Origin of the sequence: Paraclostridium dentum, from assembly GCF_048568265.1 — a bacterium.
GTDB lineage: Bacteria > Bacillota > Clostridia > Peptostreptococcales > Peptostreptococcaceae > Paraclostridium > Paraclostridium dentum.
The window spans coordinates 1,554,909-1,567,977 of record NZ_CP183813.1 but is presented as its reverse complement, the minus strand read 5'-3'; the positions used below and the strand labels follow the sequence as shown (position 1 = coordinate 1,567,977).

Genomic DNA, 13,069 nt, shown 5'->3' with positions numbered 1-13,069 from the left:
TTGGAGGTATAAAAAATGTATAAATTTAATCACATTGAAGAGGCAATAGAAGATATAAAGGATGGTAAGATAGTTGTAGTTATAGATGATGAAGATAGAGAAAATGAGGGAGATTTGTTAATGGCCGCAGAAAAGGTAACTCCTGAAGCTATAAACTTCATGGCAACTTATGGTAAGGGGCTTATCTGTATGCCACTTACTGAGGAATATTTAAAAAGACTAAATATACCTCAAATGGTAAAAGACAACACTGATAATCATGAAACTGCTTTTACTGTAAGTATAGATCATATAGACACAACAACTGGTATATCAGCATATGAAAGAGCTTTAACTATACAAAAGGTATTAGAAAAAGAAGCTACTCCAAATGACTTTAGAAGACCAGGACATATATTTCCGCTAAAAGCTAGAAAAGGTGGAGTTTTAGTAAGAAATGGACATACAGAAGCAGCTGTTGATTTAGCTAGGTTAGCTGGGTTAAAACCAGGAGGAGTAATATGTGAAATTATGAGTAAGGATGGAACTATGGCTAGAACTGATGAGTTAATAGAATTTTGTAAAATACATAATCTTAAAATTATAACTATAAAAGACTTAGTTGAATATAGAAAAAGTAATGAATGCCATATAGAAAGAGTTGTTGAAACAAATATGCCAACAAAATATGGAGATTTCAAAATGTATGGATTTATAAATAAGTTAAATGGAGAGCATCATGTAGCTTTAGTAATGGGAGATATTTTACCAGGTGATGAAGTATTGACAAGAGTTCACTCTGAATGTTTAACAGGAGATGTATTAGGCTCTAAACGTTGTGATTGTGGAGAACAATATGATGCAGCTATGAAAGCAATAGCAAAAGAAGGTAAAGGGATATTATTATATTTAAGACAAGAAGGTAGAGGGATAGGTCTAATAAATAAACTAAGAGTATATGCCTTACAAGATGAGGGGTTTGACACAGTAGATGCAAATTTAAAACTAGGATTCAAAGCAGATATGAGGGAGTATTTTATAGGTGCTCAAATACTTAAAGATTTAGGAGCTAGAAAACTTAGGTTAATGACAAATAATCCAAGAAAAATAAATGATTTAAGTGAACATGGGATAGATATAGTAGAAAGAGTACCTATACAAATGAATCATAATGATGTTAATGAATTTTATTTAAAAACAAAGAAAGAAAAGCTAGGGCATTTATTAGCATAATTTCAAATTACATAAATTAAACTAAAGGAGATATGTATATGAGAATAATAGAAGGTAACTTAGTAGCTAAAGATATTAAAATAGGGATAGTTGTTGGTAGATTTAATGAGTTTATAGTATCTAAATTATTAGGTGGGGCGTTAGATGGATTAAAAAGACATGGAGTAGACGAAGATAATATTGAAGTTTCTTGGGTTCCTGGGGCTTTTGAAATTCCATTAGTTGCTAAAAAAATGGCACAGTCTAAAAAGTATGATGCTATTATATGCTTGGGAGCTGTTATAAAAGGATCAACACCTCATTTTGATTATGTATGTGCAGAAGCTTCTAAGGGAATTTCATCTGTATCACTGAGTGAGGAGTTACCTGTAATATTTGGAGTTTTAACCACTGATACAATAGAACAAGCTATAGAAAGAGCTGGGACTAAAGCTGGAAACAAGGGATATGATGCAGCAGTTACAGCTATTGAGATGGCTAATTTACTAAAATTAATTTAATAAAATATAAAAATAGCTAAACCATTATTTACGGTTTAGCTATTTTGTTACGTTAACAAATAATTTTTATATATAAATTATATACTTGAAAGGATATATATTTATTTAGTTTAATATTTTATAGTAACACAAATTGAAAAGAGGGAATGCGTATGTATTTAAAAAAGCTAATCGGTAAAAAGATATATTTATCTCCAATTGATAAAGAAGATTATGTTAAATATGCAGAATGGGTAAATGATATGGATGTTGCTATAGGTATGACATTTGCAAGTATGTTAATTGATGAAGAATCTGAAAAGAATGCATTAGAGAGATTGTCAAAATCACAGTTTAATTTTGCTATTATACTTAAAGAAACAAATGAAGTTATTGGAAATGTGGGGTTCCCAAGTTTAGATTATATAAATAGAATTGGTGAGGTCGGTATATTTATAGGAGATAAGGATAATTGGGGAAATGGATATGGAAAAGAAGCATTAAGTTTATTATTAGATTTCGGATTTAATTTGCTAAATTTGAATAATATATTTCTTAAAGTATACTCATTTAATAAGCAAGCAATAAAATGTTATAGTAAAATTGGCTTTAAAGAAGCGGGAAGATTAAGAGAAGCTAAGATTATTGGTTGCAACAAGTATGATGAAGTATACATGGACATATTAGCTAATGAATTCAAATCACCATATATAATATCGATTTTAGAAAATAAACTTAATTAAATTATATTTTAAAACTAGGAGGATTTTATGGTGAATTGGATAGAGCTGTATAAATCAATAAAAGAATTATATGGAGATGAGCCTGAACATAAACTTATAGAATATTTAGGATTAATTGAGAAAGGCAAGGTTTTAGACTTAGGAACAGGGTGCGGCAGAAATTCACTCTTTTTTTCAGAGATAGGTTTTGATGTTGAAGCAATTGATATTTCTCATCAAAATATAAATAAGTATATACAAAAGTCTAGTCAATTAAACTTAAATACAAAAGCAAAGGTAATGGATATTAGAAATTTTGATATAAGTGAAGGTTCATATTCTCTAATAATAGTTTCATGGGTACTAAATTTCTTTAAAAAAAGTGAGATTGATTTAATTATTAATAATATAAAAAAAGGATTAAAACCTAATGGAATTGTATATTTTACTGCATTTTCAACATTAGATGATTATTATATTAAAAACTTAGATAAATCTTGTGGAGAGAAAAATACTTTATACTTTGATGACTATGATTGCTATAGATATTATTATGATAATTCAGATGAAGTTTTAGAACTTTTTAAAGGGTTAGAGGCATTATCTGTAAGTTCAGGTATGGAACTAGATATAGATGAAGAAATAGGCAATCATTATCATCATACAATAGAGTATATAGGTAAAAAGATAGAATAGATTAGTATTACTTAAAAGTTTGATATTATACAAATAAGAATTCAGGAGGAATATATGATACTTAAAGAGTTCGATAAAAATAAATCTGCTATAATTAATGCTTTTGATATTATTAAACCAATTGATGGATTTCCTAAAATTGCAGTATCATGTTTTTCAAAATTTACATTTGATAGATTGGTAAATGAACTCAATGCTGTTAAAATTACTTCAACTTATATAGCAAATATGGAAATTCCTATTTACAAAGTAAATTACAAGGGTCTTGAAGTTGCTTTATTTACATCTTATGTTGGTGCTCCAGGCTGTGTTGCAGTAATAGAAGATATTTTTGCAATGGGTGCTGAAAAATTAATTGTTTTTGGTACTTGCGGTGTACTGGATTCATCTATAGATGACTGTTCCATAATCATACCTAATAAAGCTATGAGAGATGAGGGTACTAGTTTTCATTATGCACCACATTCAAATGAAATAGATGTAAATCCAAAATATGTAGATGTATTTGAAAATATACTAGATCATTATAATTTAAAATACCATATAGGAAAAGTGTGGACAACAGATGGCATATATAGAGAGACACATGATAAGGTTAAATTGAGAAAATCACAAGGATGTATTTGTGTAGATATGGAATGTTCAGCACTTGCAGCTCTTGCTCAATTTAGAGAAAAAGATATATTTCATTTTTTCTACGCAGCAGATAATTTAGATTGTGAAGAATGGGATGCAAGAAGTCTATCAAATGAGGCCAATCCGTTACAAAAGGATAGAATTGCTACACTTGCTATGGAGTTAGCATGGTGCATTGGCTACAATAGACAACTTTCAAGTTTAAGTGTTAATTTAAATGAATAAAATTAATATACTTTTAAAAGAGGATGATGTTATTAGTATGAATAGCTTAGAAGCAAAAATCAAAGATTATTATGATGATTACGATGAAGATAGTCGATTAATTAAGGATAACTCTCATAGTATAGAGTTTATAACAACAACTACTTATTTAGATAAATTTATCTCTAAAGGAGAAAAGGTTTTGGAAGTAGGAGCAGCAACTGGTAGATATTCATTTTATTTTGCTGAAAATGGATGTGATGTAACTGCATTAGAATTATCAGAAAAGCACGTAGAAATTATGAAAAATAAGCTTCTAGATGTACATTTGAAAATGGAAGCTATCCAAGGCAATGCTTTAGATTTAAGTAGGTTTGAAGATTCAACTTATAATTCTATTTTATGTTTAGGACCCATCTATCATCTTACAAAGAAAGAAGATAGAGTGAAATGTATAAAAGAATGTTTAAGAGTTTTAAAACCAGGAGGTTTTATAGCTGTTTCATATATAAGTAAATTTGCACACTTTGTAGATATGGTAAAAAGAGATAAAGAAGATATAAATGACATAGGACTTCAAAATATAGTTAATACAGGTGTGGAATATAATGACCCTGATGCTTGCTTTTACTTTTCTACATATGATGATATTGAAAATTTAATGGCGAATAATTCAATTCAAAAAATTAAGCATCTAGCTACTGATGGAATAGCAGATATGCTTAGGCTGAGTATAAATAGTCTTTCACGTGAAGAGTTTGATTTATGGATGAACTATCACTTAGATACTTGTGAGAATACCAACTTAATAGGATATAGTAAACATTGTTTATATATAGGTAGAAAAAGCGTTTAAGTCAATTATATTAAAGGGGTATTCATATGAAAAAAGAATTTTTATCTAACTTAGCATCAATAATTTCATTAGTTTCAATGTTATTAGTAATTTTAAAATTATTTGGGCTGATGGAAATACCTATAATGCTCATAGCCTTATTATTTATAACGTTGTTAAGTATTATGACATTGATGAATTATAAGAACAATAAGAAGCTTCAAATGTTTATAGGAATTTTGATTCTAATTATTTTTATATATTTAATGATTTAGAGAATATAATTGTATTAACAAATAGTAGGGGGTACATATGGATATAAGAAAACACAATGAACTTGCTTGGGATAATGAAGTTAAAATAGGAAACAAATGGACAATACCCGTAAGTTCCAGCGATATTGAAAGGGCTAAAAAAGGAGAGTACACAATATTATTAACACCAACAAAAGCTGTTCCTAAAAATTGGATTGGAGATGTATCAGGAAAAAATCTATTATGCCTGGCATCTGGAGGAGGGCAGCAAGGACCTATATTTTCAGCGCTTGGAGCTAATGTAACTGTTTTAGATAACAGCAAAGAACAATTATCAAAAGATAAAATGGTAGCTAATAGAGATGATTTAAATATAAACCTTGAACAAGGGGATATGAGGGATTTATCAAGATTTGATAATGAAACTTTTGACTTTATATTCCATGCAGTTTCCAACTGTTTTGTTGACAATGTGGAAAAGGTATGGGCTGAGTGTTATAGAGTTTTAAAGCCAGGGGGAGTATTAATATCAGGATTTGCAAATCCTATTTCATATATATTTGATTTATACGAATGGGAAAAAAATAATAAACTTATTGTAAGAAACAGCATACCATATTCTGATATAGAACAGCTTCCAAAGGACCAGTTAGAAGAAAGAATAGAAACAAAAGATACATTAGAATTTGGGCATTCTTTACAAAGTCAAATAGGTGGTCAAATAGATGTTGGCTTTGTAATTAGTGGTTTTTATGAAGATAAATTAGGAGATGGATTATTAGATAATCATATTGATACATTTATTGCAACTAAAGCAATAAAATTATAATTAATCACATCGTTTTTATTTTTAGGAGGAAAGCATTTGTTAACTAGTGATAGATTAGCTATTAGAAATTTAACTACTGATGACTTAGATATTTTATATGAGTATAGAAATAATAAAGAATGCAGTAAGTATCAACGTTGGGATGACACTTCAAAGCTCTACATAGAATATTTAATAAATAAGGAAAAGTACAAGGTATTTGGAGTAGACACTGGTAACTTTGCCATAGTTAATAAAACTTCTAATGTAATTGTTGGGGATATATTTTTTAGCATTAAGGATAAAACAATAACTCTAGGTTATACAATAGCGCCTAAACATCAAAGAAAAGGATATGCATTTGAAATACTGTCAGAAGTATTATTATATATTGATAAAAGCTTTCAAGATTATGAAACTGTAGCACTAGTTGATCCACTCAATGAACCTAGTATAAAATTATTAGAAAAGTTAGAGTTTGCAAGAGAGGAATATATTGAAAAGCTTAAAAGCTTTTTATATGTAAAAGTCTAAATAAGTTATTTGAATATTACCAGTAAAAAATGACCTTAGAATTCATTTTTAGATTTTAAGGTCATAAATTACTTTATACATTCAAGATTATGTTTACGCAGTAATATGCATTTTGGTCTATAAAACAGTATTAAAGCAATATATGCAATAGCTGCAATAACATATGGAATAGCTACACAACATTGGATAAATCTTATAACTATGGAGGAAAATTCAGTAAATTACATTTATTAGGGATTAGATGGATAGGAAATATGTACAAATATAAAAATAAAAAATAATAAGAGGTTAAAATATGAAGAATGAAGATAAATCAGTAAAAGATATGTGGGAAAACTATCTAAACTCCATAGGGGAGTGTAGTAAGATTAGTAATAAAGTTTATGATTCATGGCATTTTTGTGATAATGAAAAAAGTGCTAATAAGCTAGCAGATTTAGTATTAGATGGAGTAAAAAAAGGGACTACATCACTTTATAATTTATATAAGGTAGATAATGAACCAATACCCAAAAAAGATGAATATAGCGTTGTTACAGATTGGAATGGTACTTCAAAATGTGTTATAAGAATAAAAGAGGTTTTTATATTACCATTTAAAGATATAGATGAAAGACTTGCAAATATAGAAGGAGAGGGAGACAAATCTTTAAGATACTGGAGAGAAGTACACATAAATTTCTTTAAAAGAGAACTAGAAGCATTAAATGTGGAGTTTACAGAGGATATGTTAGTTGTATTTGAGGAATTTGAAGTAGTATATAAATAAAACCCGGCATGTCAAAAAGTGTGATGAAAAAATAAAGCATTCTTAAAGAGGGCTAATAATATACCTCTTTAAGAATGCTTTTTAGTACGAAATATATTAAAATCATAATATACAAAAAAATAAAAGCTTACATATCGTCATCGATATATTCTATAATATCACCAGGCTGACATTCGAGTACTTTACAAAGTTCATTTAAAGTTGAAAATCTAATTGCTTTGGCTTTGTTATTTTTTAATATAGATAAGTTTGCATTTGTAATATCAATTTTTTTTGCTAAATCTTTAAGTGCAATTTTTCTTTTAGCCATTATTATATCTAAGTTAATTATTATAGCCATTGTATTTCTCTTATACAGTTAAATCATTTTCATTTTTTATTGTTGTTGCTTCATTAATAGTATCTCCAATAACAAAGCATAAAAGAGATAATATAAAATATATAGCCATTTGTGGTGTAATAAAAATTCCTGGGAATAAATCTATTATCCTCATTCCTGTTACACCATTACATAACATACAGATATAATTTAGTGCTAAGTTTAGAAATAGTAAATATCCTAATTTTCTAAATCTTTTTGTATTTTCTGCTATAAAAATGTTTACTCCAGAGCTATCTACTATTTTTAATAATATAATAAACATAATAAAATAAGATACTCCTACTAAAAATATACTTATTGCAGATACTAACTTATTTGCATTTCCTAAGCTTTCTAAAATATATGGAATTCCCCCAAATAGACTAAGTATAAGTATTATCCCCCACATAAAAATTGATACTGTTAATGCATAATATAGCGTATTCTTTGTTTTTCTTGAATTATTTAACATGAAAAATGCCCCCTTTTATTTTATTATAACACTACTATTATTCCTTAACAATAATATATTATTGTTTGTCAATAAAAAGTTGGAGCAAAGTTTCGTAATAAGATAAATATTCTTATATTTTAAAATTAAAAAATGAGGATTAGGAGGAGATTATGAATAACGTAATATTAAAAGATGATATTAAATTTAATAAAAATGATTTGGTAAATTTATATAATAATGTTGGATAGAGTTCATATACTAATGATATTGATACACTAATTAAATCAATTGAAAACAATAATTATAATTAATTTATGGTGAAGTCATGGAATATTAAGGAAGGGGGATGTTATGGAATTTATAGATTTTATAGTATATCCATTAGTTTATATTATATTTATGCCCATATTAACTTTAATTCATGAGTTAGGGCATGTAATCCCAGCTTTGATTTTTTCAAATGAAAATGTAACTGTTAATATAGGAAACTCTAATTTAAATAAGCAAATAAAAGTAAATAGATTAGTAATAAATCTAAATGGATACAAGTCTATAGTAGATGTGTCATATGGCTATGTTAATTGGACTAAAGTAAACAGCAAAATTAAGGTAATTTGCATGATTTTAGGAGGTCCTCTGACAACATTAATAGTTTCAATTTTGCTATACACTTGTCTAGTAAATGTAAGCTTACCATTTATTCTAATGCTAGTATTTAATGCATTATTTATATTCAGTGCATTTCAATTTTTATTAACTATTTTGCCAATAAAGTATTTCTATAATCCTTATGTAGGCCATACAAGTGATGGTTATAAAATATTACAACAGTTGAAGAAAGAAAATACTAATATATAAAGTGGTTAAATTATAGATAGAGCTATTTAGTTAAACAATAAATACTTAGAGGGGGAATATAGGTGAATGAAATTAGTTGCAAATTTCCAATAATAGAAACTGAAAGACTTATACTTAGAAAGTTAGAAACTAAAGATATTAATGATTTATTTGAAATACTATCTTCAGAAATAGTTACTAAATATTACGGAAAATACCCAATGGAGAATTTATCTGAAGCAGAAGATCTTATTTTGAAATTTCATAAAGCATTTGAGGATCAAAAGTCTATCAGATGGGGAATAGAACTTAAAGAAACAAATAGAATTATTGGAACATGCGGTTTTCATTGTTGGAATAAAAATCATTTTAGAGCAGAAGTAGGGTATGAACTTGGTGAAGCATTTTGGAATAAAGGTTATGCAACTGAAGCGATTTGTGCTATTTTGAAATACGGATTTGAATTCATGGAATTGGAAAGAATAGAAGCTATTGTTTACCCTGAAAATAAGCATTCTGAAAAGTTATTATTAAACTTAGGGTTTGAGCGTGAAGGATTATTAAAGAAATATGCTAATTTTAGAGATAAGCAACAAGATTTAAATATATTTGCTATTTTAAGAAAATAATCAGTTTTTAAATGAATTTATAATATGATATAATTCATAGGGGAATTATTCCAATAATGGGGTTTATTTAAAATAAAAAAGGAGCAATATATTATGGGTTTTACATATGAATTATTTTTTCAAATATTTAATACAATTTTAATTATAGCAATTCCTATAGTAATTTATAAATTAATAAAAAAGGTTATATCTGATAGAAGACTAGTAAATGAAAGACTTACATCAATAGAAGAAAAAATAGATAATCTTAAATAGGAAAAATATAATAAAAAGGTGTAGTTTAAAATAAAGACTACACCTTTTTATTATACAAATATATAATTCTTATGAATTTATTATTGCATCAATTGTTATTTGCATTTTTTCTTCTAGTTTTTGATCTTCTAGCAATACTGTAGAAATTAAGTCTAGAAGATACATTGTAGAAAACTGAGAATTAATAAATTTATGCATACCTGTAAAACGTGTGTTATATACTTTTAAAATTATATCAGAAAACTCAGTTATAGAGCTTTTATCAAAGCTAGTAATACAAGCTGTTTTTGCTCCATTTTTTTTTGAGACCTTTAAAGCATTTACAACTTCTTTTGTTTCTCCTGATATAGATAGACCTAAAACAAGGTCCCCAGGACATGCTATTGAACTGTTGATAATCATCATATGAGAGTCAGATATACAGTGTATGTTAAAACCCATCCTAATTAATCGTTGCATCATCTCAGTGGCAGTTAAACCAGAGCTACCAACTCCGTACAGATATATTTTATTAGCATTTTTGATTTCTTCAACTATATTGAATATAGCAGACTTATCTATAAGTGAATTTGTTCTTTCTATTACTTCATTATAGTGTATATATACATTCGAAAATATATTATCACTATTTGCAGCTTCATTATCAGAAGTGCTTGAATTAATCTTCATTTTCATATCAACAAAGCTATCGCAACCAATTTTTTTAGAAAATCTAGTAATCGTAGATCCCGAAGTACCTATTAGTTTTGCCAATTCAGTAATATTTATATTTTTTATCATATCAGACTGATTCAAAATATAGTCAGCAATATCTTTTTCCTTATCAGAAAAGTTATTATACTTTTGTTGTATCTCGCATATAATATTCAATTAAAACCCTCCAAAAACAGTAATATACATATATAATATCATTATTTTTAAAAAAGAGATAGAAATCTAATAGATTTCTATCTCTTTATATAAGTATTTTTATAATGCTTTATTAACTTCTTCAGCAAATCTCTTAGTTATAAGTTGAGGTCTTGTGATAGCACTTCCAACTACTACAGAATAAGCTCCCATTTCTAACGCTTTTCTAGCTTTTTCAGGAGTATCAAAGTTACCTTCTGCTATAACTGGAATTTTACATTTCTCAATTAATGTAGATAGTACTTCAAAATTATTCATATTTTTAGATTGTTCTGTATATCCAACTAATGTAGTTCCTACAAATTGAAATCCTAAACTTTCAGCTCTCAACCCTTCTTCTATAGTTGATATATCAGCCATGAATTTTTGATTAGGGTATTTATTCAAAACTTCCTTAAGAAAATTTTCACTTTGGTTTATTGTAGCATCTAATGCTATTACATGTATATTTTCTTCAACCAAAGCATCAATTTCTTTCATAGTAGGCGTAATATATGGAATCATATTATCATAATCTTGTTTTATAATTCCTATTATAGGTAAATCAACTTCGGCTTTTATTGCTTTAATATCAGCCACGGTATTAGCTCGTATTCCTACAGCACCACCTTCTTTTGCAGCTAAAGCCATTTTACCCATTATGAATGAGCTATATAGTGGTTCATCTGGTAATGCTTGACATGATACTATTAATCCTTTATTCATTTTGTTATCTCCTTAAATATTATTCTTTATCTATAATTTCATTAATTTTTTGTTTTAGAGGATCTGCCTTTGCGCCAAAGATAGCTTGTACGCCACCTTTAACTTCAAGAACAGCAGTAGCTCCTAAGGATTTGATCTTGTTTTTATCTACTTTGCTTACATCTTTTACTGCAACCCTCAATCTAGTTATGCATGCATCGACATCATCTAAATTTTCTTTACCACCTAATGCGGCTAGTATTTCAGTAGCCAGTTCGTTCATAGAATCTTTAGTGATAACTTTAACTTCTTCGCTATCAGGCTCTCTACCAGGAGTAGGAACATTGAATTTAGTGATTAAAAATCTGAACGTTACATAATATAAAATAGCCCATAAAATACCTATAAATATTACATAAATCCAATTAGTTTTTTCATTTCCTTGTAATACTCCAAATAGAGAGAAATCTATTAAACCTCCAGAGAATGTATTACCTATAGATATATTTAGTATATCTGCTAAGAAAAATGATAACCCATCAAAAATTGCATGTACTACATATAGCCAAGGTGCTACAAATAGGAACATAAACTCAATTGGTTCTGTTATACCAGTTATAAACGATGTAATCGCTGCACCTAAAAATAATCCAGCAACTGTTTTTCTTTTGTCTTTAGGAACACAATGATACATAGCTAAACATGCAGCAGGTAAACCAAACATCATTGTTGCAAAACGTCCAGCAAAAAATCTTGTACCTTCTGTGAATAATCCCACATGATTTGGATCAGCTAATTGTGCAAAGAAGATATTTTGAGCACCAGTTACAGTTTTTCCTGCAACTTGAGCAACTCCACCTAATTCTGTATACCAGAATAATGGGTAAATCATATGATGCAATCCAACTGCACCAGTCAATCTTAATAAGAATCCATAAAGGAATGTTCCTATTGGGCCTAATGTAGCTATCCCATTTCCAATATTAACTAACCAACCTTGGAAAGTAGGCCAAATTAAAAAGAATAATGCACCTACTCCAATAGCAGCAAATGAAGAAATTATAGGTACGAATCTTGATCCTCCAAAGAAACCTAAAACTGCTGGAAGCTGGATATTGTGGTATCTATTGTGTAAATATGCAACTAATGAACCTATTACTATAGAACCAACTACTCCTGTGTCGATAGATTCTACCGATGGATTAAATGCTCCAATCATTCCTTTAATAGAAGCGTTCATTACAAGAAAAGCAACCGCACCTGCTAATGCAGCAGTCCCTTTATCTTTTTTTGCAAGTCCAACTGAAAGACCTATACACATTATAAGAGCTAAATTGCTGAATATAACATCTCCAGCAGATGACATTATTTTAAATACACCTTGTAACCAAGCGATATCTAAAAATGGATATGCTTGTACAGTGTTAGGATTAGATAGAGCACCTCCGATTCCTAACAATAAGCCGGCTGCAGGCAATATTGCGATTGGAAGCATAAATGATTTTCCGATTTTTTGAAGCTGTTTGAACATAATATCCTCCTTGTTAGAAATTATTTTTAAAAATTATTAATTAATGAAAAATATTTTCATATTTATGATTACATTATATTATAAAAAGGTTTTCATAACAATAGTGAATTTGAAAAATAAAAAATAAGGCAAGAATACATAGTTTTGCACTGTGTATATTCTTGCCTTTATAAAGTTAAAATGAAGTAAAGTTTTTAATTGAGATATTTATAATTATGATAAAAAGCAAAAGAATATTCAGAAAATTAAATTATTTGTAA

18 protein-coding genes are annotated in these 13,069 nt (G+C 28.1%); 13 read left to right on the top strand and 5 right to left on the bottom strand.

What is annotated here, in order from left to right; genetic code table 11:
- The first annotated feature begins 15 nt into the window (after positions 1-15).
- From ACN6I1_RS07030 to ACN6I1_RS06985, 10 genes are all read left to right on the top strand, one after another.
- Positions 16-1,212 carry a bifunctional 3,4-dihydroxy-2-butanone-4-phosphate synthase/GTP cyclohydrolase II gene (locus ACN6I1_RS07030; RefSeq protein WP_419743257.1) on the top strand — a complete coding sequence of 399 codons (1,197 nt, stop codon included), beginning with the start codon at positions 16-18 and terminating at the stop codon, positions 1,210-1,212.
- A gap of 38 nt (positions 1,213-1,250) precedes the next feature.
- The gene (gene ribE, locus ACN6I1_RS07025; protein ID WP_021429252.1) at positions 1,251-1,712 is read left to right on the top strand and encodes a 6,7-dimethyl-8-ribityllumazine synthase; all 462 of its coding nucleotides are present in this window, start codon (positions 1,251-1,253) and stop codon (positions 1,710-1,712) included.
- A 152-nt stretch (positions 1,713-1,864) separates the two neighbouring features.
- Positions 1,865-2,434: a GNAT family N-acetyltransferase gene (locus ACN6I1_RS07020; RefSeq protein ID WP_025163062.1), complete on the top strand. Its 570-nt coding sequence runs from the start codon at positions 1,865-1,867 to the stop codon at positions 2,432-2,434.
- Between the two features lie 27 nt (positions 2,435-2,461).
- Entirely contained in the window at positions 2,462-3,109 is a 648-nt protein-coding gene (locus ACN6I1_RS07015) for a class I SAM-dependent methyltransferase (protein WP_419743256.1), read from the top strand.
- 54 nt (positions 3,110-3,163) lie between these two features.
- Positions 3,164-3,970: a nucleoside phosphorylase gene (locus ACN6I1_RS07010; protein WP_419743255.1), complete on the top strand. Its 807-nt coding sequence runs from the start codon at positions 3,164-3,166 to the stop codon at positions 3,968-3,970.
- The gene (locus ACN6I1_RS07005; protein WP_419743254.1) at positions 3,963-4,805 is read left to right on the top strand and encodes a class I SAM-dependent methyltransferase; all 843 of its coding nucleotides are present in this window, start codon (positions 3,963-3,965) and stop codon (positions 4,803-4,805) included. The genes ACN6I1_RS07010 and ACN6I1_RS07005 overlap by 8 nt, the downstream gene beginning before the upstream one ends.
- A 26-nt stretch (positions 4,806-4,831) precedes the next feature.
- Positions 4,832-5,059 (top strand): hypothetical protein, encoded by a 228-nt coding sequence (locus tag ACN6I1_RS07000; RefSeq protein WP_419743253.1) that lies wholly within the window; start codon positions 4,832-4,834, stop codon positions 5,057-5,059.
- Between the two features lie 37 nt (positions 5,060-5,096).
- The gene (locus ACN6I1_RS06995) at positions 5,097-5,867 is read left to right on the top strand and encodes a class I SAM-dependent methyltransferase (RefSeq protein ID WP_419743252.1); all 771 of its coding nucleotides are present in this window, start codon (positions 5,097-5,099) and stop codon (positions 5,865-5,867) included.
- 36 nt (positions 5,868-5,903) lie between these two features.
- On the top strand, positions 5,904-6,380 hold the full coding sequence (locus ACN6I1_RS06990; protein ID WP_419743251.1) for a GNAT family N-acetyltransferase: 477 nt from the start codon (positions 5,904-5,906) through the stop codon (positions 6,378-6,380).
- A gap of 295 nt (positions 6,381-6,675) precedes the next feature.
- Positions 6,676-7,149, top strand: a complete 474-nt coding sequence (locus tag ACN6I1_RS06985; RefSeq protein WP_419743250.1) for an ASCH domain-containing protein — start codon at positions 6,676-6,678, stop codon at positions 7,147-7,149.
- 127 nt (positions 7,150-7,276) lie between these two features.
- On the opposite strand, the gene ACN6I1_RS06980 is transcribed toward ACN6I1_RS06985, so the two are convergent.
- Both ACN6I1_RS06980 and ACN6I1_RS06975 read right to left on the bottom strand, forming a co-directional pair.
- Complete coding sequence (locus ACN6I1_RS06980) at positions 7,277-7,489, bottom strand: helix-turn-helix domain-containing protein (RefSeq protein ID WP_419743249.1); 213 nt, start codon at positions 7,487-7,489, stop codon at positions 7,277-7,279.
- A 10-nt stretch (positions 7,490-7,499) separates the two neighbouring features.
- On the bottom strand, positions 7,500-7,982 hold the full coding sequence (locus tag ACN6I1_RS06975; protein ID WP_419743248.1) for a DUF2975 domain-containing protein: 483 nt from the start codon (positions 7,980-7,982) through the stop codon (positions 7,500-7,502).
- A 333-nt stretch (positions 7,983-8,315) separates the two neighbouring features.
- On the opposite strand from ACN6I1_RS06975, the gene ACN6I1_RS06970 reads away from it, so the two are divergent.
- The 3 genes from ACN6I1_RS06970 to ACN6I1_RS06960 all read left to right on the top strand — a co-directional run bounded on the left by ACN6I1_RS06970 (position 8,316) and on the right by ACN6I1_RS06960 (position 9,685).
- Positions 8,316-8,822, top strand: coding sequence for a hypothetical protein (locus tag ACN6I1_RS06970; protein ID WP_419743247.1), 507 nt, complete (start codon positions 8,316-8,318; stop codon positions 8,820-8,822).
- Between the two features lie 62 nt (positions 8,823-8,884).
- On the top strand, positions 8,885-9,430 hold the full coding sequence (locus tag ACN6I1_RS06965; protein ID WP_419743246.1) for a GNAT family N-acetyltransferase: 546 nt from the start codon (positions 8,885-8,887) through the stop codon (positions 9,428-9,430).
- A gap of 93 nt (positions 9,431-9,523) precedes the next feature.
- Positions 9,524-9,685: a hypothetical protein gene (locus tag ACN6I1_RS06960; RefSeq protein WP_419743245.1), complete on the top strand. Its 162-nt coding sequence runs from the start codon at positions 9,524-9,526 to the stop codon at positions 9,683-9,685.
- Between the two features lie 69 nt (positions 9,686-9,754).
- On the opposite strand, the gene ACN6I1_RS06955 is transcribed toward ACN6I1_RS06960, so the two are convergent.
- The 3 genes from ACN6I1_RS06955 to ACN6I1_RS06945 form a co-directional block, all read right to left on the bottom strand.
- Positions 9,755-10,555: a MurR/RpiR family transcriptional regulator gene (locus tag ACN6I1_RS06955; RefSeq protein ID WP_419743244.1), complete on the bottom strand. Its 801-nt coding sequence runs from the start codon at positions 10,553-10,555 to the stop codon at positions 9,755-9,757.
- A 99-nt stretch (positions 10,556-10,654) separates the two neighbouring features.
- Positions 10,655-11,299, bottom strand: a complete 645-nt coding sequence (locus ACN6I1_RS06950) for an N-acetylmannosamine-6-phosphate 2-epimerase (protein ID WP_419743243.1) — start codon at positions 11,297-11,299, stop codon at positions 10,655-10,657.
- A gap of 19 nt (positions 11,300-11,318) precedes the next feature.
- On the bottom strand, positions 11,319-12,809 hold the full coding sequence (locus ACN6I1_RS06945; protein WP_419743242.1) for a PTS transporter subunit EIIC: 1,491 nt from the start codon (positions 12,807-12,809) through the stop codon (positions 11,319-11,321).
- Between the last annotated feature and the right edge of the window lie 260 nt (positions 12,810-13,069).